Annotated in this window: 26 protein-coding genes; 15 read left to right on the top strand and 11 right to left on the bottom strand. The window is 29.9% G+C overall.

All coding sequences use genetic code 11. The features are described from left to right. The first annotated feature begins 147 nt into the window (after positions 1–147). The 3 genes from NRE15_RS06155 to NRE15_RS06145 are packed head-to-tail and all read left to right on the top strand — an operon-like array spanning position 148 to position 2,400. Positions 148–1,089: a TIR domain-containing protein gene (locus tag NRE15_RS06155; RefSeq protein ID WP_313794717.1), complete on the top strand. Its 942-nt coding sequence runs from the start codon at positions 148–150 to the stop codon at positions 1,087–1,089. Positions 1,090–1,091: 2 nt separating this feature from the next. Continuing rightward, the gene (locus tag NRE15_RS06150) at positions 1,092–1,889 is read left to right on the top strand and encodes a hypothetical protein (RefSeq protein WP_313794716.1); all 798 of its coding nucleotides are present in this window, start codon (positions 1,092–1,094) and stop codon (positions 1,887–1,889) included. A 1-nt stretch (position 1,890) separates the two neighbouring features. Next, on the top strand, positions 1,891–2,400 hold the full coding sequence (locus NRE15_RS06145) for a TIR domain-containing protein (RefSeq protein ID WP_313794715.1): 510 nt from the start codon (positions 1,891–1,893) through the stop codon (positions 2,398–2,400). A 140-nt stretch (positions 2,401–2,540) separates the two neighbouring features. Here NRE15_RS06145 and NRE15_RS06140 read toward each other — a convergent pair whose 3' ends face one another. The 7 genes from NRE15_RS06140 to NRE15_RS06110 form a co-directional block, all read right to left on the bottom strand. Continuing rightward, on the bottom strand, positions 2,541–3,050 hold the full coding sequence (locus tag NRE15_RS06140; RefSeq protein WP_313794961.1) for an ATP-binding protein: 510 nt from the start codon (positions 3,048–3,050) through the stop codon (positions 2,541–2,543). Positions 3,051–3,119: 69 nt separating this feature from the next. After that, positions 3,120–3,269: a hypothetical protein gene (locus tag NRE15_RS06135; RefSeq protein ID WP_313794706.1), complete on the bottom strand. Its 150-nt coding sequence runs from the start codon at positions 3,267–3,269 to the stop codon at positions 3,120–3,122. Beyond that, positions 3,250–4,269 carry a Mu transposase domain-containing protein gene (locus NRE15_RS06130; RefSeq protein ID WP_313794707.1) on the bottom strand — a complete coding sequence of 340 codons (1,020 nt, stop codon included), beginning with the start codon at positions 4,267–4,269 and terminating at the stop codon, positions 3,250–3,252. Before NRE15_RS06130 ends, NRE15_RS06135 begins: the two co-directional genes overlap by 20 nt. Before the next feature lie 730 nt (positions 4,270–4,999). After that, positions 5,000–5,209 carry a hypothetical protein gene (locus NRE15_RS06125; RefSeq protein ID WP_313794714.1) on the bottom strand — a complete coding sequence of 70 codons (210 nt, stop codon included), beginning with the start codon at positions 5,207–5,209 and terminating at the stop codon, positions 5,000–5,002. A gap of 52 nt (positions 5,210–5,261) precedes the next feature. Continuing rightward, positions 5,262–5,516: a hypothetical protein gene (locus tag NRE15_RS06120; protein WP_313794713.1), complete on the bottom strand. Its 255-nt coding sequence runs from the start codon at positions 5,514–5,516 to the stop codon at positions 5,262–5,264. Positions 5,517–5,579: 63 nt separating this feature from the next. Further along, a complete protein-coding gene (locus NRE15_RS06115; RefSeq protein WP_313794712.1) occupies positions 5,580–5,900 on the bottom strand; it encodes a hypothetical protein in 321 nt (106 codons plus the stop codon). 69 nt (positions 5,901–5,969) lie between these two features. Continuing rightward, on the bottom strand, positions 5,970–6,470 hold the full coding sequence (locus tag NRE15_RS06110; RefSeq protein WP_313794711.1) for a hypothetical protein: 501 nt from the start codon (positions 6,468–6,470) through the stop codon (positions 5,970–5,972). A gap of 605 nt (positions 6,471–7,075) precedes the next feature. On the opposite strand from NRE15_RS06110, the gene NRE15_RS06105 reads away from it, so the two are divergent. Together NRE15_RS06105 and NRE15_RS06100 are read left to right on the top strand one after the other, a co-directional pair. Further along, positions 7,076–8,203: a DUF262 domain-containing protein gene (locus tag NRE15_RS06105; protein ID WP_313794710.1), complete on the top strand. Its 1,128-nt coding sequence runs from the start codon at positions 7,076–7,078 to the stop codon at positions 8,201–8,203. A gap of 5 nt (positions 8,204–8,208) precedes the next feature. Next, a complete protein-coding gene (locus NRE15_RS06100; protein WP_313794709.1) occupies positions 8,209–8,670 on the top strand; it encodes a HEPN domain-containing protein in 462 nt (153 codons plus the stop codon). 622 nt (positions 8,671–9,292) lie between these two features. Here NRE15_RS06100 and NRE15_RS06095 read toward each other — a convergent pair. After that, the gene (locus NRE15_RS06095; protein ID WP_313794708.1) at positions 9,293–9,946 is read right to left on the bottom strand and encodes a hypothetical protein; all 654 of its coding nucleotides are present in this window, start codon (positions 9,944–9,946) and stop codon (positions 9,293–9,295) included. Between the two features lie 1,783 nt (positions 9,947–11,729). Between NRE15_RS06095 and NRE15_RS06090 the strand changes: the two genes are divergently transcribed. From NRE15_RS06090 to NRE15_RS06080, 3 genes are read left to right on the top strand one after another with little or no spacing between them, the layout of a single operon-like run. Then, positions 11,730–12,749 carry a Mu transposase domain-containing protein gene (locus tag NRE15_RS06090; RefSeq protein WP_313794707.1) on the top strand — a complete coding sequence of 340 codons (1,020 nt, stop codon included), beginning with the start codon at positions 11,730–11,732 and terminating at the stop codon, positions 12,747–12,749. Next, entirely contained in the window at positions 12,730–12,879 is a 150-nt protein-coding gene (locus NRE15_RS06085; protein ID WP_313794706.1) for a hypothetical protein, read from the top strand. The genes NRE15_RS06090 and NRE15_RS06085 overlap by 20 nt, the downstream gene beginning before the upstream one ends. A 12-nt stretch (positions 12,880–12,891) precedes the next feature. Continuing rightward, on the top strand, positions 12,892–13,458 hold the full coding sequence (locus NRE15_RS06080; protein WP_313794960.1) for an ATP-binding protein: 567 nt from the start codon (positions 12,892–12,894) through the stop codon (positions 13,456–13,458). 733 nt (positions 13,459–14,191) lie between these two features. Here the strand turns inward: NRE15_RS06080 and NRE15_RS06075 are convergent. From NRE15_RS06075 to NRE15_RS06065, 3 genes are all read right to left on the bottom strand, one after another. Continuing rightward, positions 14,192–16,630: a hypothetical protein gene (locus NRE15_RS06075; RefSeq protein WP_313794705.1), complete on the bottom strand. Its 2,439-nt coding sequence runs from the start codon at positions 16,628–16,630 to the stop codon at positions 14,192–14,194. Positions 16,631–17,045: 415 nt separating this feature from the next. Next, positions 17,046–17,228, bottom strand: coding sequence for a hypothetical protein (locus NRE15_RS06070; protein WP_313794704.1), 183 nt, complete (start codon positions 17,226–17,228; stop codon positions 17,046–17,048). Between the two features lie 113 nt (positions 17,229–17,341). Next, the gene (locus NRE15_RS06065) at positions 17,342–17,548 is read right to left on the bottom strand and encodes a hypothetical protein (RefSeq protein WP_313794703.1); all 207 of its coding nucleotides are present in this window, start codon (positions 17,546–17,548) and stop codon (positions 17,342–17,344) included. A 1,054-nt stretch (positions 17,549–18,602) separates the two neighbouring features. Here NRE15_RS06065 and NRE15_RS06060 point away from each other — a divergent pair. The 7 genes from NRE15_RS06060 to NRE15_RS06030 all read left to right on the top strand — a co-directional run bounded on the left by NRE15_RS06060 (position 18,603) and on the right by NRE15_RS06030 (position 25,363). Beyond that, positions 18,603–19,394 (top strand): helix-turn-helix domain-containing protein, encoded by a 792-nt coding sequence (locus NRE15_RS06060; RefSeq protein ID WP_313794702.1) that lies wholly within the window; start codon positions 18,603–18,605, stop codon positions 19,392–19,394. Between the two features lie 521 nt (positions 19,395–19,915). Then, on the top strand, positions 19,916–20,413 hold the full coding sequence (locus NRE15_RS06055) for a TIR domain-containing protein (RefSeq protein ID WP_313794701.1): 498 nt from the start codon (positions 19,916–19,918) through the stop codon (positions 20,411–20,413). A 55-nt stretch (positions 20,414–20,468) separates the two neighbouring features. Beyond that, on the top strand, positions 20,469–22,001 hold the full coding sequence (locus NRE15_RS06050) for an SIR2 family protein (RefSeq protein ID WP_313794700.1): 1,533 nt from the start codon (positions 20,469–20,471) through the stop codon (positions 21,999–22,001). Between the two features lie 33 nt (positions 22,002–22,034). Then, positions 22,035–22,658 (top strand): TIR domain-containing protein, encoded by a 624-nt coding sequence (locus NRE15_RS06045; protein WP_313794699.1) that lies wholly within the window; start codon positions 22,035–22,037, stop codon positions 22,656–22,658. Between the two features lie 18 nt (positions 22,659–22,676). Continuing rightward, positions 22,677–23,456 (top strand): hypothetical protein, encoded by a 780-nt coding sequence (locus tag NRE15_RS06040; protein ID WP_313794698.1) that lies wholly within the window; start codon positions 22,677–22,679, stop codon positions 23,454–23,456. Positions 23,457–23,722: 266 nt separating this feature from the next. Further along, on the top strand, positions 23,723–23,875 hold the full coding sequence (locus NRE15_RS06035) for a hypothetical protein (protein WP_313794697.1): 153 nt from the start codon (positions 23,723–23,725) through the stop codon (positions 23,873–23,875). Positions 23,876–24,457: 582 nt separating this feature from the next. After that, a complete protein-coding gene (locus NRE15_RS06030) occupies positions 24,458–25,363 on the top strand; it encodes a MurR/RpiR family transcriptional regulator (protein WP_313794696.1) in 906 nt (301 codons plus the stop codon). Positions 25,364–25,423 lie beyond the last annotated feature (60 nt).

Genomic DNA, 25,423 nt, shown 5'->3' with positions numbered 1-25,423 from the left:
GAAAATATACGAAAGAAAGTATTCAAATTAGAAACGGTTTTAAACGACCGTTAAATCAAATCTATCAAATATTACCAAAAGACTATACTAAATGAGTATAGAAGGTTATTTCCATTCGAATGGCAATGGCTAGTTGAACGACAAACTTTGTATCGTGAAAAAGATAATCACTTAGTTTCAATTGGAAAGAAGAAAAGATATAATCCTGAATCACCAGAAAAGTTCTTCTATTCATCACAAAAAGTTAAGAATATATTGTCTGTAGGTGTTAGAGAAAAATATAATGCAAAATACGATGAGCAAAAAGTAAAGAAAGAGAGAGCAGAATTAGAAGAATATAGATATAAAAAGAATAAAGTAATATATGACAGAATAAATAATGCCAAAATAAATGCTCAAAATGTTAATCCTTCTTATATGAGATATTATATAAAAAAATATCACACAAAAGGAATAAGCACACAAGAAAAAATGTTGATTGCTCTAGAATTATCAAAATTTGATACAAAAGAGGTGAATGAGTTTTTTTATAAATTAAATGATTCTGAAAGGAATAATCAGATTAGAGAATTTGCATTCAATCATCTACAAAAATTTGGACATTATGTAGTATTAAGAAAGAGATTTAAAGGTAAGAAAAAAAGTTATCAACTAGATAAAGTTAATTTTGATTCAATGAGACCAAAAGATTTATATGAACGCTTCCAAAGCGATGCAATAAATAACAAACAAACTTACGATTTTTTTGTTTCACATAGTTTAAAAGATCAAATAATAGTTAGAGATATAGTTTTAAAATTAAATCAAGATAACAAAACATGCTATATTGATTGGGGTATTGATGATCATTTTTTAAAACGTGAATTTGTTAACGTTTATACTGAAGAGGTTTTAAAGGTAAGAATGGAACAATCAAAGAATTTACTATTAATAAGAACTGATAATTCTGAACAATCTAAATGGGTTGAGTTTGAAATTGAATATTTTAGTAGTTTGGACAAACCACTTTATGAAGTGAAAAGTTTACCTCCAGGAGAAAGTGAGTTAAAGATTGAAAGATATTACATTAAAGATAAAGGAGAGTTATAACTATGAAAATTGAAATACTATGGGTAGTTATGATATGTATACTTACTTTTCTACTTGGAGGTAATAAGCATTTACAAGAAAGAATAAAATCTAATTCAAAAATATTTTATGGCACTTTAATATTTATTTTATTTTTTCTAATTACAATTATTCTCACTGAAATTGATTTTTTCAACAATGGTTTCATTAGTAACTATATTAATACATTGATGGAAATTTTAAAATTGATACTACTATCTTTAGGAGTTTTTGGAATTGGATTTGCTATTTATGGTTTTTGGGGAAAAAAATATTCTCTTAGAATAGATAATTTCAATATTGGAGGTCTAAATGTATTTTTTGATAAATCAAGCGAAATATTTAAAAAAGCAGTGGGTTCTTTTTTAGAATCCAAGAGATCTCTATTCTGTTTTAAACCGGATAAAGATAATATATCTGAGGTTCTTGATTCTTATTATAGTACTTATAAATTTATTCGAGAAAATCTGGAGCTATTAGATAGAGAGAAAGATGAAGCTTTATATAGTTTGTCAGTCGGAATTTTGAAAACTCTTAATACATTTCTTACTAATCATCAAAATGATTATAGAAGATGGTATGAAAAGATTTTGAAGGATGATTCAATTGTTTCCAATGATAAAAAAATTGTTGTACATGAAACTACAATTGAAATAGTACAGACTTGTTACTACAGGTATGATGAAATTGTGAGAGATTTCAAAGTACTTAATAAAGAATTATCCGATGAAAAAATACTCGAAACATTTAGATTAGATAAAGAAAAGTGGAGTGGATATTAAAATGCATAAAACATTTATTAGTTATCATCATAAAAATGAACAAGACTTGAAGGATGAGATAATCAGAAAAGGGTTAGAAGGGGGAGAGTTTATTGATAAGTCAGTATCGGACGGTGATATTGATACTAATCTAGAGGAAGATAGAATCATGAGGATAATTAGAGAAGAATTTTTGCAGGACTCTTCAGTCGTTATGGTGTTGATTGGAGAAGAAACATCTCAACGACCGTTTATTAATTCAGAAATTCAAGCTGGTTTATGGGGAAGTAATCCAACTGGTTTAATAGGAGTCGTTAGAGATGAAGTATATGAGCGTATTTATACTGAAACGACATGTACTTACTCAGGATGTAATTGTGGGTCTTCATTAAATGTTCCAACAAATGAGTTTGTTAATAAAATTCCAAATTTGATATACAGAAATTATTTTCTTTTAGAAGATAATAAAGATACAGCTCCCCATTTTAAGAATTCAGATGCATATGCAAGTGAGTATTCTGGGGCAAATTGAGCCAGCATTCTGGAGGTTGAGAGCCACCGATATAGAGTGAGTGAGCCACAAAGCATCTCATTCAATATTCTGCACTAGTGAGCCACCGTTCTGTTTAGTTCGAGCCACTAAAAAAGGGCTAAAAATAGCCCTTAAAGTCATTATATTCTTGAACGCATCGATTTTTCACCTTCTATTAGTATCTGTTGAGATTTAGATAGTGCACGGTCTAAGATCGCATCCGCCAACACTCCGCCTCCTAATCGTTCATGCCAACCATCTACTTTAAATTGAGAACAAAAGATTGTTGAATGAAGTCGATAACGACGTTCTAATACCTCTAAAATATCTTGTTGTGCTTGTTGAGGTATTGGAACAAGCAGAAATTCATCAATAATCAATAAATCAATTTTCTGACATTGTTTAACTACTTTTGGATACCGACCTTCTATACGAGCTAATTTTAAATCCGCTAATAAGTCAGGCAACCGGATATAATTCACTCTAGTTCCTGATAAACAGGCATTCTTACCTAATGCACAAGCCAGGTAACTTTTTCCTGACCCAGTAGCTCCAACAAAAATAATATTTTTGTGTTCATCTAAATATTTATTCGTTGATAGCTTTTGAAAAACATCTTTGTTCAAGTGACGGTCAGATAGATATTGGATATCTTCTAAGCGTGCATTTGAATCAGAAAAATTTGCTTGTTTTACAAGCCGTTCAATTTTACTGTTTTTTCAGCTATCAAACTCAGAATCAAGTAAATGAGCTAACCGTTCTTCAAATGACCATTCAGTTACATTCTCTAACTTATTTTGTTCTTCATAAGCTTTTACCATACCTTGAAATCTTAAAGTCACCATTTTTTCATAGTTGTGTTGATTCATCTTGAGACCCTCCATAATATTGACTTCCTCTTAAGAATGCATGAGTCGAACCATTCTCTGGAGTTTCTTTTGTTGGTTGATTTTGTTTTGTTTGATTCGTCTCTAAGATTCGTTTAATATTTTTATAGCGAGGAGCATAAATAAGCGATAAGGCTTTTTGACAAGCAGATTCTAATTCTTGCGGAGTATGTAAATCTGCCAGTTTCAATAGCGAACGACAGCCGTTATAAGCCTGTTGTTCAATACGATACGAAGCTAATAAGCGTTCAATCACTGTTTGTGTATTCTCGCCTATTTGTTTTGCCCATTTAATAAACCGAGTCCCATTCCACTCCGAAGCCTCCTGATGTGTTAGAGGCATTTGATCTTGGCGTGTTGAATATTGTCCAGGTTGTCCATATAGACGCGGATGACTACAAATGCGTTTTTGTTTGAAGAATACTTCTATCAGCCGTTTTGTTATACGAACATCTACTTTTTTCTTTATGCATTCATAAGGGACAGAATAAAACATTTTATCAACGGATACATGATAATGATATTGAACGGTCGCTACCTTCCAAACACCATATTGATAGGGATTCGTCGGTAATGGTTGAAAAAATTCTTTCTCTTCTTCAGTGAAGACACTTAAACGGGACCCTTTTCTCTTTTGAAATCCTTTATGATTGAATTCGATGAGTAATTCTTGAACTGCTTGGTTAGCTTCATACACAGAATGGAAGGTTTCGTGACGCAACTTCGCAATGATTTGGGATGATATTTTCCCAACCGTACTCTCTACACTGGCTTTGCCATTAGGGGTTCTTGGTTGAGCTGGTATCACAACCGTTCGATAGTAATCAGTTAGTTCTCGGTACTGTGCATTTAGAATAACATCCCCATTTTTCGGATGCTTTACCATACTGGTTCGTAAGTTATCGCATACGATCATTGAAGTAACACCACCAAAAAATTGAAACATACTAACATGGGCTTGGATCCAATTTTCTTGTTTCATATTTTCAGTAACTTCTACATAACTATATTGACTATAAGACAAGGTAGCGACAAAAACATACCCTTTGTTTACTGCTCCAGTTTCACGATTAATGATTGAAATCGTAGCACCTGCTCAATCTGTTTCAACTCATTCACTAGGTGAATGTTGAAAATACATCATGGCCTTTGTTAGTTCTAAATAGCTATTTAAATGGACACAAAATTTTGCATACTGAAAAGGAAATCCTTCAGATGCTTGACGTTCTTGAACATAATCTTCCCAAAGAAACTTTTTAGTAACTCCTTTTTATTAAAGCACCTGAGCCAACACTTCAAAATTAGGCATCAGATAAAACGAATCTTCGCTTAATTTTGGAAACAGTAAATCATTTAATGCTTGTTCAGTGAGAGGGATGACTTAATCAAAATCGAGCTGTACCGCTTTAGCAGCATTAATCACTTTACTCACTGTATTCCGAGATACACCAACTAAATTGATATTTGCCTTTGAGACAAATCTGCAAAGTGGTACCTGAGTATATCTTTGTATTTTTCCATAAAAAAATACACCTCCATATAATTTTTGTAGACGATGTCTACAAGTGGATTATATTGGAGATTGTATCGAAGTGGCTCATTTTGTCCAGAATCTATGGCTCTTTTTATGCAGTTTGGTGGCTCAGTTAATATCAGAATCATGGCTTCGCTGTGAAAGAATAATCAATCATCTCTTTGTTCTTTAATTGAATCTACTGAATCTTTTCTAACTCAATGATAACCTGCTTCATTGTCATAGCTTGAGTGTCTTCATGTGTCTTTACGCTATTCATAAAGACATGTCGCATAATTAAGCCCACAAAGGCCACAAACATCTTGCCTTCCGTTGTTTGCGTATAATGCGTGCGCATCCGACGATAATCCATCCCATTCTTAAATTGATCAAAACTCTTCTCAATCACATCTTTTAACGATAAATAATTAAAGCATCCTCAGATGCCAAATCTAAATCCGTTAAACTAAAGCGAAATAACCTAAGCGGTCTTTTAACGCATCAACTTTATCATAGTCCAGTTGATACTCGATGGTTTTATCACCTGATTCTGTTACCGTAAAGTATTTCTTCGTGGTTGCTTTAATTGCCTTCTGTTTGATTAACTCCTGAAGGGCTTGTTCTTTTCTTTGAATATCATCATAGAGTGCTTTCTCATCTAATACAGCTTTTTGTGGATCAAAGTACATATGTATCCGAATAGGAATACCATCCATCTCAGTGACAATTGTCCGTGCATAAATATCCTGACTGATAATCCTATCCTTAGCCGAGAATGGTTATGCGATTACTTGATTCAATGTTTCTTTGTACAACACAAAGTTTTTAGGTAATAGACTGAGTACCGTAAAACCTTTATCCACCATTAACATAAGATTATCCTTTGTCATAAAACCTTGATCCATAACAAAGCGGATATGTTTCATCTCCATGGATTCTGTCACAGCCATCATAAAGGGTAAGTAAGTTTTGTCGACTAAACTTACTGGATAGATAGCGTAGTGTAAAGGAATTCGAGAAGTTTCACCATAATACATGCTTAAATTTAATTGAGGCAGTTGTTCTTTATCTCGATAATAACCATATTCCGTTATCGACATTTCTCCACTGTAAGATGAAATGGAGGTAACATCATAAGCGATGTATTCATCTTCATTCGCTTTCTTAACTCATTCTTTTAAGAAGGCATTGCGATGCTCTTCCGCAAAATTCGCAAAGGGTGTACTGATTTGTTGAGAGGATAATACTGGAATATGCTTATGTTGTGTATCTTCTGTCAAACGTTCGTAGATCATCATCACATTCCCATGAGCCATCATATAGGCAGCTAAAGCAAAAATGGAATCAGCTTGTTCAGGAAAATTCTGTTTCAATAAAAAGGTTAAGGCGATCCTTTCTGCTAAGTGAAAGTAAATAGAAATATAACCCGTTGATTGAATGCGTTCAGGTGTATCTTCTCGTTCAATAGGAAACCCTTCGTAATAGCTTTTGTTAGGGATTAGTTTACTTGTGTGTTCATCCAATTTACCTATACTTACTTCATCGGACGTTGGGTTACCTTTTTCATTACGGTAACTTTTAACCGTATAATACACATATTTGGTTCCGTTCGATCCTTTTTTAAAGGAAATCTTTTTAGCAGGTAATTCTACAAGTTTAATTTGTGACATGCTTTCATCTACAAGTATACTTACAAGTAAAGTATATCAAGTAACAAAAAGTAAAGCTTTATAAGGATTGTATAAGATGAAATTATGTGAATTCAAGATTTAGTATGGTAATTTCCAAGAATTACTAAGAAAAAAATTAGTTAATAGTTATAGGCATTAGAAAATTAACTAACAGATTTCCTAATACCATTCCCAAATATGGATTGATTTAATGCTTTTTTAATGAAAATAAGAACAAAAGCATTAAATAATTAAAATGTATACACTGGTACTCATATGATAATTATAATTATTTTATATAATTTAATTGCGATGCTGTTATTATAAGTACAGATTACCTTGCATACTATGGTATTTTAATTGTAAAATTGAAATATACGATTATGTTAAAACAAATTTTATAAGGATTTTTACTATTAATTATCAATTTAATATTTCAACATTTTTTAAAATGAATTATCTTATTTTTTGAAAAAGCTATTTAGGGTAAGAAAGAATTGAATGATTGGTAAAGTGAAGGAATATATATTTGAAAATTCCTAATTGCGAATTATTTTGTCAAATAGATTATCTATATTTGTTATTTATGAAAGGAGTAAAATAAAATGAGTAATGTGAGTTTGGTAGAAAATAATAATGAAGAGAGTATCTCATATTCGAATGATGATTTATATAACATAAGTTCTTGGGGAGCTGATATGACTTTTAGAGAGTTAACACTAATGTATTCTGAAGGTGATCTAGTAAAGCCAGAGCTACAGCGAAAATTTGTATGGACTATAGATGAAGCAAGCCGGTTTATTGATTCAATATTGTTAGGGTTACCTGTTCCTAGTATTTTTTTGGCTGTAGACACAGATGAAAAAAGATTAATCGTTGATGGTTACCAACGAATAATGAGCGTAAATGACTTCTTTCGAGGGATATTTACGAATACTGAAAAAGTATTTAGACTATCTAATAAAAACAACATCAATAAAAAATGGAGAGGTAAGACATTTGATGAATTAACTACAGAAGAAAAAAGACGCATTAGGACAACAACTATTCACGCTATAATTTTTGAGCAAAAGCATCCCAAGGATGATACTGGAATGTATCAAATTTTTGAAAGAATTAACACTAGTGGAAAGTCTCTCAAATCACAAGAAATTAGAAATTGTGTGTATCAAGGTTCATTTAATTCGCTTTTATTTAAATTGAATCTTAATGATAATTGGAGGAAAATTTTGAGATCAGAAAAAGAAGATAGTAGAATGGGGGATATTGAACTAATTTTAAGATTTTTTGCAATGAGTGAATTTGAAAAAAGTAAAGAATTTAATGAAAAACAAATTAATTTGAATAAGTATCTTAATGAATACATGGGTAAAAATAGAAATTTAATTAAAGAAGATATTGATGAACTCGAAAATCAATTTGTTAGTACCCTAGAAATTGCCTTAAAATTTTTTGGTATCAATGTTTTTAAACGTAAAAACTCTAAACATGTTTACTTAAAAAAAATCCATCCTACTACCTTTGATGCTGTAGCAGTGTCTATTTTAAAGGCAATCGAAAAAGGTTTTGATTTTAATGAAAACATAGATTTTTCAAAGAGATATGAAAACTTACTTTTGGATAAAGAATTTCAGAATGCTACATCCTCTCGAACAACCAATGTGGTTCAAATTAAAAAAAGATTTAATATTGCATCTCGCTATTTATTCGACTTGAATTATTTTGAGAATTGAAACATATGGAGAAAATTTTATTTAAAGATGTTGATACGGAATTAGAACAAATTAAAATTTGGATAAATAAAAATAAGTTCGATAAAAAAACAAAGTACTTAATATCTTATTCAACGATAAGAGCATGTGGTGTAATAGAACAATGTTACAAAAAAATAATACATGACTACTTGTCTGAAAATGCAAAAAGCGACACAATTGGATATTTACAGAAGAAAATAATTGATAGTTCTGATAATCCGAAAACTGGAAATATCGAAAAATTATTATCAGAAGTAAATTCTCAATTTTGTGAAGATTTTAAAAGTAAAATTCAAGCACATGAAAAATCAGATTTAAATTCTTTAGTTCAAAATAGGAACGATTTTGCTCATGGCCGTGATATTAAAATTAGTATTAATACTGTAATAAAGTACTTCGAATCTTCAAAAAATATAATTAATTATTTGGAAGAGGTTTTAAGTTAAATTGACTTTCGGAAATTTCAAACTTAAGTCAGCCACTTTTAGTAAAAAGTGTACTACCCGATGACTTACTTCATTGTTCTATCTAGTCACTGCTTGATAATGAGCTGAGACATCATAGGATAAATCCATAGCTGGCCTCAGCTAGCTTTCTAGACTTACAGTCATGCCGAATGGGATTCGTTTTCAAGCACTAACGTGTCTTTCAACTTGTCTTGCTTTTTTGAAGACTTAGTAAAGACTTCATCTGACGCTTGATAGCTTATTAGTTTTCTCGGGTAAGGATTCATCCATTTTTGTGTTCTCTAACAATCACTTTGAGTTAAGTCACTAATGGTCTTCCACTTTGGATGAATATTGTGTACTAATTGCTCCACTAGTGTAGACTTTAGCTCTAATGAGAGTATTGAATAACTCCATCAGTGCTGAACTAGCTCCATCTTTCTAAATTATTCTAACCTACACACTAATCAATTAAAAAGCTACTAGTTTATATATGAGATAAAACCAGTAGCTTATTTTTTATGATAATATTTTTTCTTTATAATTGATGCCTAATCTAACCATTACATCAGCAGATGGTTTATCTAGTTTAGATTAAATATTTTCAAAAGGAATATATTGTTTATGGCCAAAGAAATAGAATACCATTGCTACCAACTTCATTTTTTAAGACATTTGAAATTTTTCTATCTAAGTCAGTTAAGTCTTCTAAAAGTTCTTGTAAATCTATAGAAATATTATCTATATACAATTCATTAGTTTGAGAAATATAAGATTTCAAAAAATACATATCTCTATTATGAATTGATAATTCTTCCAAATGATTTTTAATTAAATCCTTATATGTAAAATTAGTGTTAAATACTATTCCTTTAAATGCTTTTAATTCTTCATCTTCATTATCATACTTTAGAGATAAAGTGTCTATCCGTTCATCAAAATGTTCAATTCTGTTTCGAACTTTAATTTGTAAAAAAGACTCGTTACCAATAATTCCCAATCTTTCCCTTAAAACTTTGCCACGTTTTATACGGTTTTGAAAATGTATAGTTGATTCGCCGCTTTTTTTATATTCTATAGGGCTTAATATTTTCTTAATATTCCCAACATTTACAACAATATTATTAAAATCATAAATTAAATAAGCGTCAGAAAACATAATATCTTTATCAGGACGATAATTAATCTTTTTTAGTATTTTATCCAATCGATTAGTAACTCCTTGAGTATTAATATATAACTCGGAGTAAAACATATTCAAAAACGCTTGTTCCATCGTTCACCTCTATGAATTTTTTTATTTTTATTATACTATTAATTATTGAAATTCAAAATATTATTGCATAAAAAATAATTAATAAAAATAGATGTTTGATTTTGATAAAAATATTATAATCGAATACACCACGGTTATCATAATGTTCTTAACGAATTTTATCACGATATAATTATTTCAACATAATAAAATTTAAGGTATAATAGAAAGATAAAATTATGGTAATTTAGGTGAGAATGTAATGGATATTGTAGCAAATAAAGTTAATAGAATAATTACGTCTGTAGAAGACTCTCTAAAAGAAAAGAATTACCATGCCGTAATGACAGTTGCTTATAACTTTACCAAATATTTGTGGTAGTTTAGAAAATCCTAATAATTGAAATACTAGATTAATTTATGTTAATTGGTTAATAGATATTTAAAGAATCATTATACCTTGATTATCTTGTTTTTAATAAAAAAATTCAATATTTAACTGGAAGAGATTTTTATGCATTAAGGTGTTCATACTTACATCTTAGAAGCACTGAAACTGAGAATCAAAGTTCTAGAGAAAAATATTAACAAATTTCATTTAACAATAAAAAAGTTGTCTGATTTAAAGCTTATCAATGATGAAATAATAATTGAGTTACCAGAGCTATGTAGACAGATAGTTGAAGGAACTCGATTATGGTTATCAGAATATAAAGAAGAAGAAACTGTAAAGTCTAATGCAATAAAACTGTTAACTATTTATGATTTTTTTTGATTTTTATTCCGTTGAAGAAGTTGGGGCAGTGTCAAAAGTTCATATAAAAAATAAACGATTCAATAGTTTGATCAATTTACTCATCTATTGAATCGTTTGTTTCTCTTTGCTATTTTTTTGATCGTTCAATGATAAATTATAGAGATTACATGTCATTAAGGCAACACCAATCTATTGGTTTACTTTTCTTTTCCTCTTAGTGGTATTATTTGAACCATAAAGAACCCATGAAAAATTCAAAGATTGTTTCAATATTTATTTTTCTTCGCTAGTACACTGGTTGATATTCATGATTTTAGAGTTTTCCTCGCTGTTTAGCTGTAAGTGATTATTCTTTCACAGCGAAGCCATGATTCTGATATTAACTGAGCCACCAAACTGCATAAAAAGAGCCATAGATTCTGGACAAAATGAGCCACTTCGATACAATCTCCAATATAATCCACTTGTAGACATCGTCTACAAAAATTATATGGAGGTGTATTTTTTTATGGAAAAATACAAAGATATACTCAGGTACCACTTTGCAGATTTGTCTCAAAGGCAAATATCAATTTAGTTGGTGTATCTCGGAATACAGTGAGTAAAGTGATTAATGCTGCTAAAGCGGTACAGCTCGATTTTGATTAAGTCATCCCTCTCACTGAACAAGCATTAAATGATTTACTGTTTCCAAAATTAAGCGAAGATTCGTTTTATCTGATGCCTAATTTTGAAGTGTTGGCTCAGGTGCTTTAATAAAAAGGAGTTACTAAAAAGTTTCTTTGGGAAGATTATGTTCAAGAACGTCAAGCATCTGAAGGATTTCCTTTTCAGTATGCAAAATTTTGTGTCCATTTAAATAGCTATTTAGAACTAACAAAGGCCATGATGTATTTTCAACATTCACCTAGTGAATGAGTTGAAACAGATTGAGCAGGTGCTACGATTTCAATCATTAATCGTGAAACTGGAGCAGTAAACAAAGGGTATGTTTTTGTCGCTACCTTGTCTTATAGTCAATATAGTTATGTAGAAGTTACTGAAAATATGAAACAAGAAAATTGGATCCAAGCCCATGTTAGTATGTTTCAATTTTTTGGTGGTGTTACTTCAATGATCGTATGCGATAACTTACGAACCAGTATGGTAAAGCATCCGAAAAATGGGGATGTTATTCTAAATGCACAGTACCGAGAACTAACTGATTACTATCGAACGGTTGTGATACCAGCTCAACCAAGAACCCCTAATGGCAAAGCCAGTGTAGAGAGTACGGTTGGGAAAATATCATCCCAAATCATTGCGAAGTTGCGTCACGAAACCTTCCATTCTGTGTATGAAGCTAACCAAGCAGTTCAAGAATTACTCATCGAATTCAATCATAAAGGATTTCAAAAGAGAAAAGGGTCCCGTTTAAGTGTCTTCACTGAAGAAGAGAAAGAATTTTTTCAACCATTACCGACGAATCCCTATCAATATGGTGTTTGGAAGGTAGCGACCGTTCAATATCATTATCATGTATCCGTTGATAAAATGTTTTATTCTGTCCCTTATGAATGCATAAAGAAAAAAGTAGATGTTCGTATAACAAAACGGCTGATAGAAGTATTCTTCAAACAAAAACGCATTTGTAGTCATCCGCGTCTATATGGACAACCTGGACAATATTCAACACGCCAAGATCAAATGCCTCTAACACATCAGGAGGCTTCGGAGTGGAATGGGACTCGGTTTATTAAATGGGCAAAACAAATAGGCGAGAATACACAAACAGTGATTGAACGCTTATTAGCTTCGTATCGTATTGAACAACAGGCTTATAACGGCTGTCGTTCGCTATTGAAACTGGCAGATTTACATACTCCGCAAGAATTAGAATCTGCTTGTCAAAAAGCCTTATCGCTTATTTATGCTCCTCGCTATAAAAATATTAAACGAATCTTAGAGACGAATCAAACAAAACAAAATCAACCAACAAAAGAAACTCCAGAGAATGGTTCGACTCATGCATTCTTAAGAGGAAGTCAATATTATGGAGGGTCTCAAGATGAATCAACACAACTATGAAAAAATGGTGACTTTAAGATTTCAAGGTATGGTAAAAGCTTATGAAGAACAAAATAAGTTAGAGAATGTAACTGAATGGTCATTTGAAGAACGGTTAGCTCATTTACTTGATTCTGAGTTTGATAGCTGAAAAAACAGTAAAATTGAACGGCTTGTAAAACAAGCAAATTTTTCTGATTCAAATGCACGCTTAGAAGATATCCAATATCTATCTGACCGTCACTTGAACAAAGATGTTTTTCAAAAGCTATCAACGAATAAATATTTAGATGAACACAAAAATATTATTTTTGTTGGAGCTACTGGGTCAGGAAAAAGTTACCTGGCTTGTGCATTAGGTAAGAATGCCTGTTTATCAGGAACTAGAGTGAATTATATCCGGTTGCCTGACTTATTAGCGGATTTAAAATTAGCTCGTATAGAAGGTCGGTATCCAAAAGTAGTTAAACAATGTCAGAAAATTGATTTATTGATTATTGATGAATTTCTGCTTGTTCCAATACCTCAACAAGCACAACAAGATATTTTAGAGGTATTAGAACGTCGTTATCGACTTCATTCAACAATCTTTTGTTCTCAATTTAAAGTAGATGGTTGGCATGAACGATTAGGAGGCGGAGTGTTGGCGGATGCGATCTTAGACCGTGCACTATCTAAATCTCAACAGATACTAATAGAAGGTGAAAAATCGATGCGTTCAAGAATATAATGACTTTAAGGGCTATTTTTAGCCCTTTTTTAGTGGCTCGAACTAAACAGAACGGTGGCTCACTAGTGCAGAATATTGAATGAGATGCTTTGTGGCTCACTCACTCTATATCGGTGGCTCTCAACCTCCAGAATGCTGGCTCAATTTGCCCCAGAATAATCAGGAGCTATTCGTCCGCAATATTCAGCCACCTCCTAATTTTTTAGCGAATCTCATTCGCTAATTTATTTATACCATGATTTTAAGCAAGTAAAAAAGCCATTGTTAAATGGCTCAAGTTAAAACGATTTAAGTGGTTCAATAATATGCGTTTTTGGTGGCTCTAATTAGTCCGACGTGGTGGTCTTTAAAAAGCGTTGTTTCCACATTAAGTATACAGAAGTTTATATGGTGGTAAATACTTTGGCATTAACTGGTAAATTAGTCGGCATTAACTGGTAAGAATATTGTCATAGATGGTAAAGTTTAGTGGCGGGAATCACTATACATAAAGCAGGGATTTAAGTGGGCTCTAAGCGCCAATTGGGTGACCAAAAGTGCGTATTCAATTTTAGATTTATTGTTTTTAGACGTATCAACTGGTGAACTTCAAATGCGAATTGATTGCTCTGTTAGTGCGAAATAATCAGATAACTTATTATTACAATAGACGATATTTTTTCTTATTAGAAGTGAAAAAATCTAATAAAATCAAAGAAATTACGATACACTGAATAGCTCCGTTACTTAAATTCTATTTTTCGAGATTGATAACACAGATTTTAGGCAATCTTTCATCAGTTCTGAAATTATATTCAATATCAACTTCTATATTTATTTTTCTATATTTATTTGCGAATAAACTTAATAATTCATCTTTATTAAATCTGTATAATTGATCGCTTTCCATATCATTAAATTCATACAGTTCGTCTTTTTCATTTACAAAATTATTACTAATTACTTCATCGTCTTTTAACTTCTCAATTATAATTGATGTTTTATTAATAATAAAATTTATACTATCTGAATTTAGAAATATTACTGTTAATTTCAAAACATTAACATCTAATATTTTAATACTAGTTAAAAATTCCTCATATTTTTTCACTAATAAATCATTAAAAAATAGGAAAGAATTATGCTTACCTATCATAGAATCATAGTCTTCAACTAAGCCCATTATTTTTTCTAAAGTATCATTATCTTTATAATTAAAGGTATGCGTATTGATAATTTCTTTGAACTTGTTCAATAATTCATTTATTATTAAGCTTTCTATTGTTTTACTGATCTCGATTAACATAAAATCACTATAATCAAAAAATTCGATTGGTAATATAAAACAATCTGCAAGAATAACATTTTGCTTATTATTTAGTTCTGTATCATAATTAAAAAAATTACTTAGCTTTTGATTTATATGTTCATTTGCCAGAGTAAGTGTTTTTTGAGCTTTAGTATAGAATTTCTCTTCTTCATAATGATTTGATATAAACAATTTCTCTTTTATTTTTAAAGTATTATATGATTCTTGAATAATTTGAAACGCCTGTTCTTTATTGTGTAAAGTTATACCTATAAATTTATTAGTTATCTCCTCATAGTAAAGTTTAAAGTTTGATTCGTCCTTTATTATATAGTTTAAAATATTATTTAATTTAAAATTAAAATGTTCAAAATATATATTTAAACTTGAACTATCTCTAGACTTATTAAGAAGTACGCTAATCAAAAAAATATAAATTACTTTTTCCATAATTAATAGTTTTGCTTCTAAATGTGAGTGTTGTAAAATTTCCCAGTTATTAAGCTGGTTATTTAAGGAATTTATTAAATCATTTGAAAGTGAGCTTTCAATATTTAAATGATAGAAAAATTCATTAATATTCGATTGGTTTTTATTTAATATTTTAACTGTGGATTCTTTTAATATCGAATCATTATTTAAAGTTTCAGATTCATATAATATATAGAAAAAGAATATAAAAAGACTGAGCAAGTGTACATTAACAAATATATTAGTAGAACGAGTTTCAAAGTCAATTGTTCTTGAAATAATATTATTTATTGATTCAATATCATTATTATCAATTAATGATTTAGTAAACTCATTAATCTCTTCAAGACCTTCTCCATTGTTATTATTCTTGAGTAATTGCATAAGATAACTATAGAACCCTGATATTCTTGCTTTCCTAAAAGATGCATCCCAATCGATTATTTTAAAGACTTGAGGATAAATATTTCTTGCAATATTAACTGTTTGTTTTTTTTCTTTAAAATTACCATTATTGGTTATCTTTTCGTTTACCAAAACTAAGTTATAAATATTGATATACGGGAAATCGTATTCTTTATAATAGTATTTTTGAGGTAAAGAGGCGATGACATCGTAAATCTGATTTTGCATGTTATCTATGAAATTTATTTTATATTTTTTTGAATTTGCTATTTCTAAGATTTTAATAAATGATTTATATAAAACCTCATTTGTATATCGATCCTCTATATAAGAGACTCTAATAAACATCTCTGTGTAATTAGTTTCTATCAATTCTCGTGTTTTTTCGTTTCCATCTTCATAAAGGGTATGATAGGAATCTAAATTTTCCTGCAATTCAATTGTTTTTCGTTCAAAAGATAGCTCTTCCAAATGATTATTTAAATTTATAAATATATTGTTTATTTTTTTTATATCATTCTCTAATATAATTACATTAAAATTATTTAGAATATCTTTATAAACAGTTTCTTTATCTGAAAATAATATTAAAATATCCATTGAAAGAAAGATAATTAAAAAGGTACTTATTAAAAATACTGAAACGCTAGCATTTAACCAATTGAATAACAAAAATATATAATTTACAATTAATAGAAGAATTTCAAAAATTATTATTGCTTGGTGAGTTAATAGTTTAATGTGATTTGTCATAACGAATTTACCAATTTTAACCCCATATCTTTTTTCTTCTATACTATCTATTAAGAGTGCTAATAAAGCAATTCCCAGTGTAGAAATAGAAGCTTGAATATTAAATAGAGTATTAACTAAATCCAGAAATCGAGCGCTGCTTAATCCTATTTTAAAGATTATTATGTCGAAGACATCGCATAGTACACTAAAAAAAATAATTACTATTGCAATTGCAACTATCATCCATTCAATCCAAAATTTTCTTTTTTCCATCTTGTTCTCCTAATATTTTAATTTGTAAATTTGAAGTATAAGACTTCATATTATTTAGCAAATATAAATCATTGTAATTACTAAATTTACTATAATCTATTTTCATAATTTTTGGAAGGCTAGAGTGTTGTCCGGCACTTTCTGCTAGCACTTTAAACGCAAAAAATTTCAGCTATTTTCGACCATTTATCACTGGAGTATTTTGCTTGTTTTATTATTTTATCAAAGAACCGCGCTTAATCGTCCAGCATTTATAACTTTAAAAAAACCACACAAAACAGTGATTACAATCATCATTGTTTTGTGTGTTAGTTTAATATAACTTGTTTTGTTCATAACTGCCTCGACAATTGTTTGAGTAATCGCCCGTTGTTTAGACTGCGCCCTCATATTTAAACATTGAGTGAGATACAGGTCAAAAGCGCGTGCTATCTCCAACACTAGAAAGTATGGTCATTAAGATTGCTTCGGGAAAAATCGTTTCAGTAACACCTGCAGCCGCTAATTTTTCGGTCACATAACGCATCGCTTCCTCTTTATCCATTCCTGATACTTGGTAGTTTGTCACAATCTGAATATTGTTGATGAATAACTCCACATGTGCGGACTTTAGCTCCACTCAGTGCGGTAAATAGATCCATCAGTGCAGAAGACATTCCCCCTATCTGAACCTTTCCAAATTACATATTAATCAACAGAAAAGCTACTAGTTTAGATATAGAACAAAACTAGTAGCTTATTTCTTATTTTATTTTTTTCAATGTAACTAATGGCTAATCTAACCATTTCATAACCAGATGGTTCATCTTCCTCCAAACAAAGCAAGAGTAGGGATTCTAATTCTTCCAGGATAGAAGTTGGGAGATAACGGTGAAAATAGTATCGAGCGATACGGTTTTCAACCTCTTCTGAAATCATTAGAAGACTTCTAAACCATGTTGTTCTCGTTTTGTGACTTCACTATTAATCAGGATATGATTCAAGTAAGAGTTGGTTTGAACTTCTCCAGTAGATGGCAATGTATCTGCTGGTGTTGCATTATTAGCATATGATACTGGGTTTTTCTGCTTCGTTTGATTGAATATTAAGTTTTATTGTGTATTTTGAAGTTCATTTAGCTGTTTATGCTAGAGGAATCATTGTTGTTTTTACAAACCATTTCATTAACCACGATTCTTATAGCAATATTTTATAGTATTAAAGTAATTATATTATTAAAGGAATTTTTGAAATATGACTACTTTTGATGATTTCAAGAATGAAATTAAATTAATAAAAAAGTATGTTATTAAACGGAATTTTAGGAAATGGTTTTCCATGCTTATATGATAAGAAACAGCAGATTATGAAAATCGATATAAATTTATGCAATTAAATAGAATAAATATATTTAAATTGCAATCTAGAAACAGCAGTAAAAGTTATACATAAAAAACATTTATGATTTTAACCTAGTAATAACAGCTTTAAATTTGTATAATTGATTTATGAAACTCAAATTACTATAGAATAAGTGATATTAATTAAAAGAATATAAGTTTCGATAGAATGTATTTCAAGTGAAGTGGTGTTGGATCCAGTGTTGCCTGTGATGGAAGTTGATCCTAAGGAAGTTGAATAGGAATCGGTTGAAAAGAGTGAGGCAACTGAAAATGTAAAAGGCTGCTAAAAAGTAGAAAGAAATGAAGAACTACTGGATACTGGTGAAAAGCAATAATATGTGATTTTTGGAGTAGCTGCTTTAGCTATCGTGGCGGGATTTGGGATGGTAGTGTCTAGGAAGAGGGAAGAGTAATTGTCTGTCAGAGTTGATTGGAATTAGTTAGAAAAAAATTGGTTGGTGAGACACAGCATTAAGTATTGAATATAAGCTTTAATGCTGTATTTTTGTAAGAATTTAATTGATATTGATAATTGGTTCACTTTTAATGCCACGTTTGAATGTTTAGGTATATCAAAAAGGAGGATAACAATGTCTACAGATTCTATGAGAAAAACTGAAGAATTAGCCAGAATTATTAAAGATAGAAGATTAGAGCTAGCGTTAACTGTTCAGAAGGCTTCTAATATCGCTAGTGTTGGGGTACAGACTTGGAAAAAATATGAAGCTGGTAATCCAATAAGACAAGATAAAATCAAAGGAATACTAAAGGCTTTAGAATGGACGAAATTTCCTGATAATTTAAACTCTGATGAATCAATCCAATCTCTTTTAAACGAATATCAATCTCATGACGCTTGGTCAAAAACTGTTTTTGAATATCATGGTCTATTTGCTGCTATTTCATTTTGTGCGGGTACAGATATTCTTTCTGATTATATTGATCATGATTTAGAAGAATTATCTAGTCTTCCTAAAGGTACTCATATTGGACAATTGCAAGACTCAGAATTAAGTTTTTTCTTACCTAGTGATTATTTAATGGAATATGACTATAACTTTTTATTCTCCTTGAGGAAATCATTAAATTCCCTTATTAGTCAATATACTCATGGGAACTCTTTGGTGGCTCATAAACCTATTGATGAAATACTATTATATTTGACGGTTTCAGTATCAGATGAATATATTAAAGAAATAAGAGATAATTTATCTTTTGAAGAATCTGAAAAGTTTGAATATTCAGATGGTTGGATATTTGATGTTTTTGATGATATGGATGTTGAGACATATCTATTTTCAAACTTTGATATTGGAATACCAAATGATTATCAATTTAATAATTGGTTTAAAGAGATTTTCTATGTAAGTAGGCAAGAGTAATCCTATTATAAATATGAAATAAATTTTAAAACTTAGTTGATATTTTTCAGCATTGAAGAAAGTAGTTTTTATTCGGAATAAATTGAAAAAAACTATCTATTCTGTAGTTTACTGTGAGATAATAATGTTAAATATAATAATATTTTATGCTTAATATTAGCTAGTGTTAATGTTGTTATAAATCTCTAGAGCAATAGCTATCAAAGATGATATTTTTGAAAAACTCCATAAAATGTATGCGTTTTAGAATGAGGCCGATTACCAAAATGATTAAAAAAATTTATTAGGAGGCACTGGATGAATAATCTGTACACTATTTGTATTCAAGAACTAGAAAATCACTAAATACATTATTAAGTGATTTAGTTACTATTTATAGTTTCTCAAGTATTTCAGAGAAGTAATAAAGTTATATCTTTATATCGTACTTAAGCAAATGAAAAAATTAAATATTCCATGCAAACAATGCCGAATTGGTGACATTATAAATATAACAATATAAATAAGAAAGGTTGAGAAAAATGGTAAAAAGACAAGTTTTTTTCAGTTTTCATTTCAGTAATGACAGTACAAGAGCAGGTCAAATACGTAACATGGGGGTAGTAGATAACAGTTCAACATTTTCTGATAATGATTGGGAAGAAGTGAGAGAAAAAACAGATGACAAAATTAAGAGATGGATTGATAATCAGTTAAACAATAGATCATGCCTAGTTTTATTGATAGGTGAAGAGACGGCGAATAGAAAATGGATAAATTATGAAATTAATAAGGCAATTGAATTAAATAAAGGAATAGTTGGAATTTATATACATAATTTGAAAAATTTGAAAGGGCAACAAAGTAATAAAGGTAACAATCCTTTTGAATATGTAACAGTAAAAGGAGAAAAAAGTTCAAAATTTATTACTACATTTGATTCAAAATATAAAATCAGTACAAACGTTTATAATGATATAAAAAGTAACATACCTGGATTAATTGAGAATGCTATTCTAAATAAACCGTCAACTTGGTAATAGTGGAAGAGAAAACTCTTAAATTATCCTATTTAATTTGATTGAGGTGGAATAAATGAATGGTAGATTGAAAAAAGATGAATTAATACGTGAATATGTAAGAGCTTTAACTAATGGTAATGCAGCTTTATTTGCTGGAGCTGGATTATCAATTCCTTCTGGGGGACTTAGTTGGGCTAAACTCCTTGAAAAAGAAGCGAAAAATATCGGAATCGATGTACATAAAGAGCATGACTTAACATCTGTAGCACAATATATTTATAATGAAAGTGGGTCAAGGCAGGTTATTACAGATTTACTTAAAAACCATATTAATGAGTATGGAAAGGTGAACGAAAATCATAAGATACTATCTGCTTTGCCTATAAATAAAATTTGGACAACAAATTATGATGATTACATAGAAAAATCATTAATGGAAGCTAATAAAGCGTATGATGTGAAAAAATCTGTTGATGATATGACATCTGAATCAGATGATGCGGAAACAACTATTTATAAGATGCATGGAGATATTGGTAATTTAAATAATACTGTAATTCTCAAAGATGATTATGAGCTATATGATACTAAAAATGAAGTGTTTTTGAATGCTTTGCAGAATGATTTGATTAATCATACGTTTTTATTTTTTGGTTTTAGTTTTGACGATCCCAATCTCCAAAATATTTTGAGTAAAGTAAGAATTATGATAGGCGATTCTGGAAGAAGACACTATTGTATATTAAAAAAAGTTTCAATTGATGATCAGGAATTTATTAATCTTGAGAGTAATGAAAAAGAAGAAGCGTTTAAAAACCGAAAGAACATGCAAAGATTAAGAGTGAATGATCTAAAACGTTATAATATTAACGCTGTACTGGTTGATGATTATAAAGAAATGACAGATATTTTAACACACATTAAATATAGCTTTTTATCTAATACAGTATTTGTATCAGGTGCTTATGATAAAGTAGAAAGTTTTTTAGGTTTCGAAAATGATGAGGCAACAAGAGTTGCAGGTGAATTCACTAAAAAACTTGGGTTTAGATTATGTCAGGAGAATTATAAAGTTAAATCTGGTTTTGGTTTAGGTGTTGGAAGAAATATTGTGCAAGGTTTTTTAGATGCAGAAGCATATGCTGGTAGAAGTAAATTAAGTAAAGATTTAACAATCCACCCATTTCCTGCTGGATATAGTCAAGAGCAAAATCATACTTATAGAGAAAAAATCATGGTAGATGCGGGCATATGTATAATTGTTTTTGGAAATAAAACTGATCCAGTTAATGGAGATATTATTAAATCAAATGGTATTTTAGATGAATACAGTGTAGCTAAAGAATATGGTCAATTTATCATTCCTATTGGTTTAACTGGGTATCTTGCAAAAGATTTGTGGAAATCGGTGCAACGATATGATAGATTACCAAAAATGAATGAATTAATAAATCAATTAAATGATGAGTCTATATTTAACGGATTAGATGAGAATGATGATACCGGTAAAATCAATTTGTTACTGGATCTTATTTTTGAAATTCTAGAACTATATAAGACAAATTTAGATAAAATCTATGACAATTTAGCTGCGTCCTCCAAGTGATCATGACTATTGATAAAAGGAAAGGTGATTAAAATGGGAACTAATGTATTTATCTCATTTAGGTTTAGTGATGGTAAAGATTTAAAAGAGGAATTAGTTGAATTATTTGATGAATCAATTGATGTCTATAATAGATCTGAAGATGTAGATAGAAGCTCAATGTCTGATGAAACTATTCAATATTACTTATATGAAAAAATAAAAGACACATCAGTTACAATAGTATTATTAACTCCTGAAGCGTTACAATATCGATGGAATCTAATCTTATCGAAATATGATGATTGGTTATACGACGAATTACGATATTCATTAGAAGATAGAGATGATAATAGAACGAATGGTGTAGTAGCTATCTATACTGAAGAAAGTGAGAATCTAATTTATCAACAGTCTACACATATTTGTAATATATGCAATGAGCAGCAGTCTGTTAGATCAATTTTGGATTTTAAAAACTTAGTACGAAAAAACGTACTAAATGTAAAAGATAAGTTTAAATCTAATTCTTGTATTGGTCTCTATGATTCTGAAAAAGATTCTTATATCTCATTAATTCATATCGATGATTTTAAAAAGAATTATAGTAAATATATAGAAGATGCCAAAGATAAAAGGAATAGAAAGGAACAGTTTGAGTTAGTGAAGAAAATGTAATTACTGAGGAGTTGCATTATGTATAAAGGATATAATTTAAAAATTGAGAGTTATGAAGTTGATATTTTAAAACGGGATTTAATATCAGAACAAGATGGAGATTTTAATTTAGAAAAATCTAGAGAGAAAGTTCATAATACTTTAAATGAGCAGGTACAGAGTTTTAGTTTTAAAGAATCGATTGATGCCACAGAATTAATGGGAGATTGGTTTCCACAACAAAAATTCGATGTATTTATTTCTCATTCCCATAATGATCTCGAAAGGGCTGAAGTTCTAGCGAACTGGTTGCACGTAACTTTTGGTTTAACATCATTTATTGATTCGTTTGTTTGGAAATATGCGCCGGATTTGTTAAGAGAAATTGATAATAGATATTGTTTGAACTTGGATGGCAATTCCTATGATTATTATAAGCGGAATTTTACAACTAACCAAGTATACATAATGTTGGCAAATTCTCTAACCAGTATGATAGATAGAACAGAATGTCTTATTTTTTTGAATACCCCAAATTCAGTAAATATTGAAGATACTGTTAAAAATCAATCGAAATCACCTTGGATTTTCCATGAATTGAACACATCTCAAATTATTCAAAGAAGGTTGCCAGACAGGAAAGTAACCCATGACAGTATGGTTTTTACTAATGAGAGTAGGGACTTACCAGATTTTCTTTATAAGTTGCAGATGGAACATTTAGAATCAATTAATTTTTCATCTTTGATAGCATGGAAAAATAAATACCTTGCTAATGAAAATTTTATGGATAGTTTAGATATATTGTATAACTCATAAATGTCTGAACTTAATTCGAAATTAATTTTTTTCGTACAGTTTTATACAACTTACTAATAGAAATATTACGATTCATTTTGTGAAAATTAATCTATTTTTGAATCGGAAATACATTAGTGATTTTTCTATGTCGTTCTAGTAGCGTGATAAAAAATACTTTTTTGATTAAACATGTGAGTATATAAGCTGTGTTAATAAATAAATTTAACAATACATAAAGTTGAAACATAATAAGTAGAGCCTTAGAAGCATTTCGCCAAAGGATTGTGACAAACTACCAAGTATCACGGATGGATAAAGAGGAAGCGATGCGTTATGTGAGCGAGAAATTAGCGGCTGCAGGTGTTACTGAAACGATTTTTCCCGAAGCAATCTTAATGACCATACTTTCTAGTGTTGGAGATAGCACGCGCTTTTGACCTGTATCTCACTCAATGTTTAAATATGAGGGCGCAGTCTAAACAACGGGCGATTAGTCAAACAATTGTCGAGGCAGTTATGAACGAAACAAAGATATATTAAACTACCACACAAAACAGAGATGATTTTAATCACTGTTTTGTGTGGTTTTTAAAGCTATAAGTGCTGGACGATTAAACGCGATTCTTATATAAAAATAATAAAACAAGCAAAATACTCCAGTGATAAATGGTCGGAAACAGCTGAAATATTTTGCGTTTAAAGTGCTGGCAGAAAGTGCCGGACAACATCATAATTACGAAGTTCTTGGATTAATTGATTTACACTATAGCATCGATTAATCTCTTTTTCTAAGAGTTTAGCGAGTGTTTATAACAAAATAAAAGCCACAAAATAAAAGCAATGAATTTAGGTGATTTAACTATAAAGCTATTATGCACATAGTTAATCTAAAATCAGCGCTTATTGACCTTTTTGACTGTAATATTTATTTTGGTGGATTGTCTTTTTAAGTTTTTAAAAGATATAATGTAGACGATAAGGATTTTGACTAATATGAATATCAGTCGAAAGGAGATAAAATGTTAATTATTGAGAAGATAAAACATCATGTGAATCTGACTGATGTTGAATATGAAATTGGTAAGTTAATTATTACTTTAGGCTATGATGTAAGTGATAAAACTACACGATGGATTGCAAAGAATTCTTTTACTTCTCCCACATCAGTTGTTAGATTCTGTCAAAAATTAGGGTTTTCTGGTTTTGATGAGTTCAAAGAGCAATATGTTTACGAATTAAATTATATCGATAAGCAGTACGGTAAAGTGAATGTTAATTTTCCTTTTATGAAGGATGATTCTGATGTCGCAATAATCGATAAACTAACTTCACTGTATAAAGAAACAATTGATGATACAAAATCACTGATAAAATATTCAGATATTGAAAAAGTAAAAAAGATTCTCGTTGCTTCAGAGTCGATATATATATTTTCAGCTGGAACTGCATTAAATCAAGCGCAAGTTTTTAAAGAAAAAATGATGAAGATTGGAAAACGCGTAATAATCACAACAAATTTGAATTATCAATTGTATGAAGCTAATAGTATGGCAAAGGATGATGTGGCAATAATTGTTTCATATTCAGGTGAAACGAAAACCTCTTTATTAATAGCAGAGATATGTAAATCAAAAAAAATACCAATTATTGCTATCACTTCAATTGGAGAGAATAGTTTAAAGAAGTTATCATATGCATCTTTACAACTCACATCAAAAGAGAATATAAAAAATAACATAGCTGATTATAGTACGCATCTTTCAGTAAGTTTTATATTTGATGTCTTATATTCTGTAATATTTCGGATTGATTATGACAACAACTATAATTATAAACAAAATTATATAGATTTGTTAGAAAGTCAAAGAACATCTACTAATGAGGTGCTATGGGACGAGAACATTCAAAGTGATGAAACGCTGTAACAAAATAAATTCTATTATCTGAAGCAAAATCAAAACGTTGTTCCTAAACAATAGAAATTG

Origin of the sequence: Fundicoccus culcitae, assembly GCF_024661895.1 — a bacterium.
Classification (GTDB): Bacteria; Bacillota; Bacilli; order Lactobacillales; family Aerococcaceae; genus Fundicoccus_A; species Fundicoccus_A culcitae.
This window is presented reverse-complemented; position numbering and strand designations above follow the sequence as displayed.

Excerpts from the sequence above, each read along its gene's own strand:
- NRE15_RS06090 (WP_313794707.1), top strand. The coding sequence starts at position 11,730 with ATGAAACAAGAAAATTGGATCCAAGCCCATGTTAGTATGTTTCAATTT.
- NRE15_RS06115 (WP_313794712.1), bottom strand. The coding sequence starts at position 5,900 with ATGTCGATAACGGAATATGGTTATTATCGAGATAAAGAACAACTGCCT.
- NRE15_RS06095 (WP_313794708.1), bottom strand. The coding sequence starts at position 9,946 with ATGGAACAAGCGTTTTTGAATATGTTTTACTCCGAGTTATATATTAAT.
- NRE15_RS06040 (WP_313794698.1), top strand. The coding sequence starts at position 22,677 with ATGTATAAAGGATATAATTTAAAAATTGAGAGTTATGAAGTTGATATT.
- NRE15_RS06050 (WP_313794700.1), top strand. The coding sequence starts at position 20,469 with ATGAATGGTAGATTGAAAAAAGATGAATTAATACGTGAATATGTAAGA.
- NRE15_RS06060 (WP_313794702.1), top strand. The coding sequence starts at position 18,603 with ATGTCTACAGATTCTATGAGAAAAACTGAAGAATTAGCCAGAATTATT.
- NRE15_RS06105 (WP_313794710.1), top strand. The coding sequence starts at position 7,076 with ATGAGTAATGTGAGTTTGGTAGAAAATAATAATGAAGAGAGTATCTCA.
- NRE15_RS06030 (WP_313794696.1), top strand. The coding sequence starts at position 24,458 with ATGTTAATTATTGAGAAGATAAAACATCATGTGAATCTGACTGATGTT.
- NRE15_RS06085 (WP_313794706.1), top strand. The coding sequence starts at position 12,730 with ATGAATCAACACAACTATGAAAAAATGGTGACTTTAAGATTTCAAGGT.
- NRE15_RS06150 (WP_313794716.1), top strand. The coding sequence starts at position 1,092 with ATGAAAATTGAAATACTATGGGTAGTTATGATATGTATACTTACTTTT.
- NRE15_RS06065 (WP_313794703.1), bottom strand. The coding sequence starts at position 17,548 with ATGATTTCAGAAGAGGTTGAAAACCGTATCGCTCGATACTATTTTCAC.
- NRE15_RS06075 (WP_313794705.1), bottom strand. The coding sequence starts at position 16,630 with ATGGAAAAAAGAAAATTTTGGATTGAATGGATGATAGTTGCAATTGCA.
- NRE15_RS06135 (WP_313794706.1), bottom strand. The coding sequence starts at position 3,269 with ATGAATCAACACAACTATGAAAAAATGGTGACTTTAAGATTTCAAGGT.
- NRE15_RS06145 (WP_313794715.1), top strand. The coding sequence starts at position 1,891 with ATGCATAAAACATTTATTAGTTATCATCATAAAAATGAACAAGACTTG.
- NRE15_RS06110 (WP_313794711.1), bottom strand. The coding sequence starts at position 6,470 with ATGTCACAAATTAAACTTGTAGAATTACCTGCTAAAAAGATTTCCTTT.
- NRE15_RS06055 (WP_313794701.1), top strand. The coding sequence starts at position 19,916 with ATGGTAAAAAGACAAGTTTTTTTCAGTTTTCATTTCAGTAATGACAGT.
- NRE15_RS06100 (WP_313794709.1), top strand. The coding sequence starts at position 8,209 with ATGGAGAAAATTTTATTTAAAGATGTTGATACGGAATTAGAACAAATT.
- NRE15_RS06130 (WP_313794707.1), bottom strand. The coding sequence starts at position 4,269 with ATGAAACAAGAAAATTGGATCCAAGCCCATGTTAGTATGTTTCAATTT.
- NRE15_RS06120 (WP_313794713.1), bottom strand. The coding sequence starts at position 5,516 with ATGGATGGTATTCCTATTCGGATACATATGTACTTTGATCCACAAAAA.
- NRE15_RS06045 (WP_313794699.1), top strand. The coding sequence starts at position 22,035 with ATGGGAACTAATGTATTTATCTCATTTAGGTTTAGTGATGGTAAAGAT.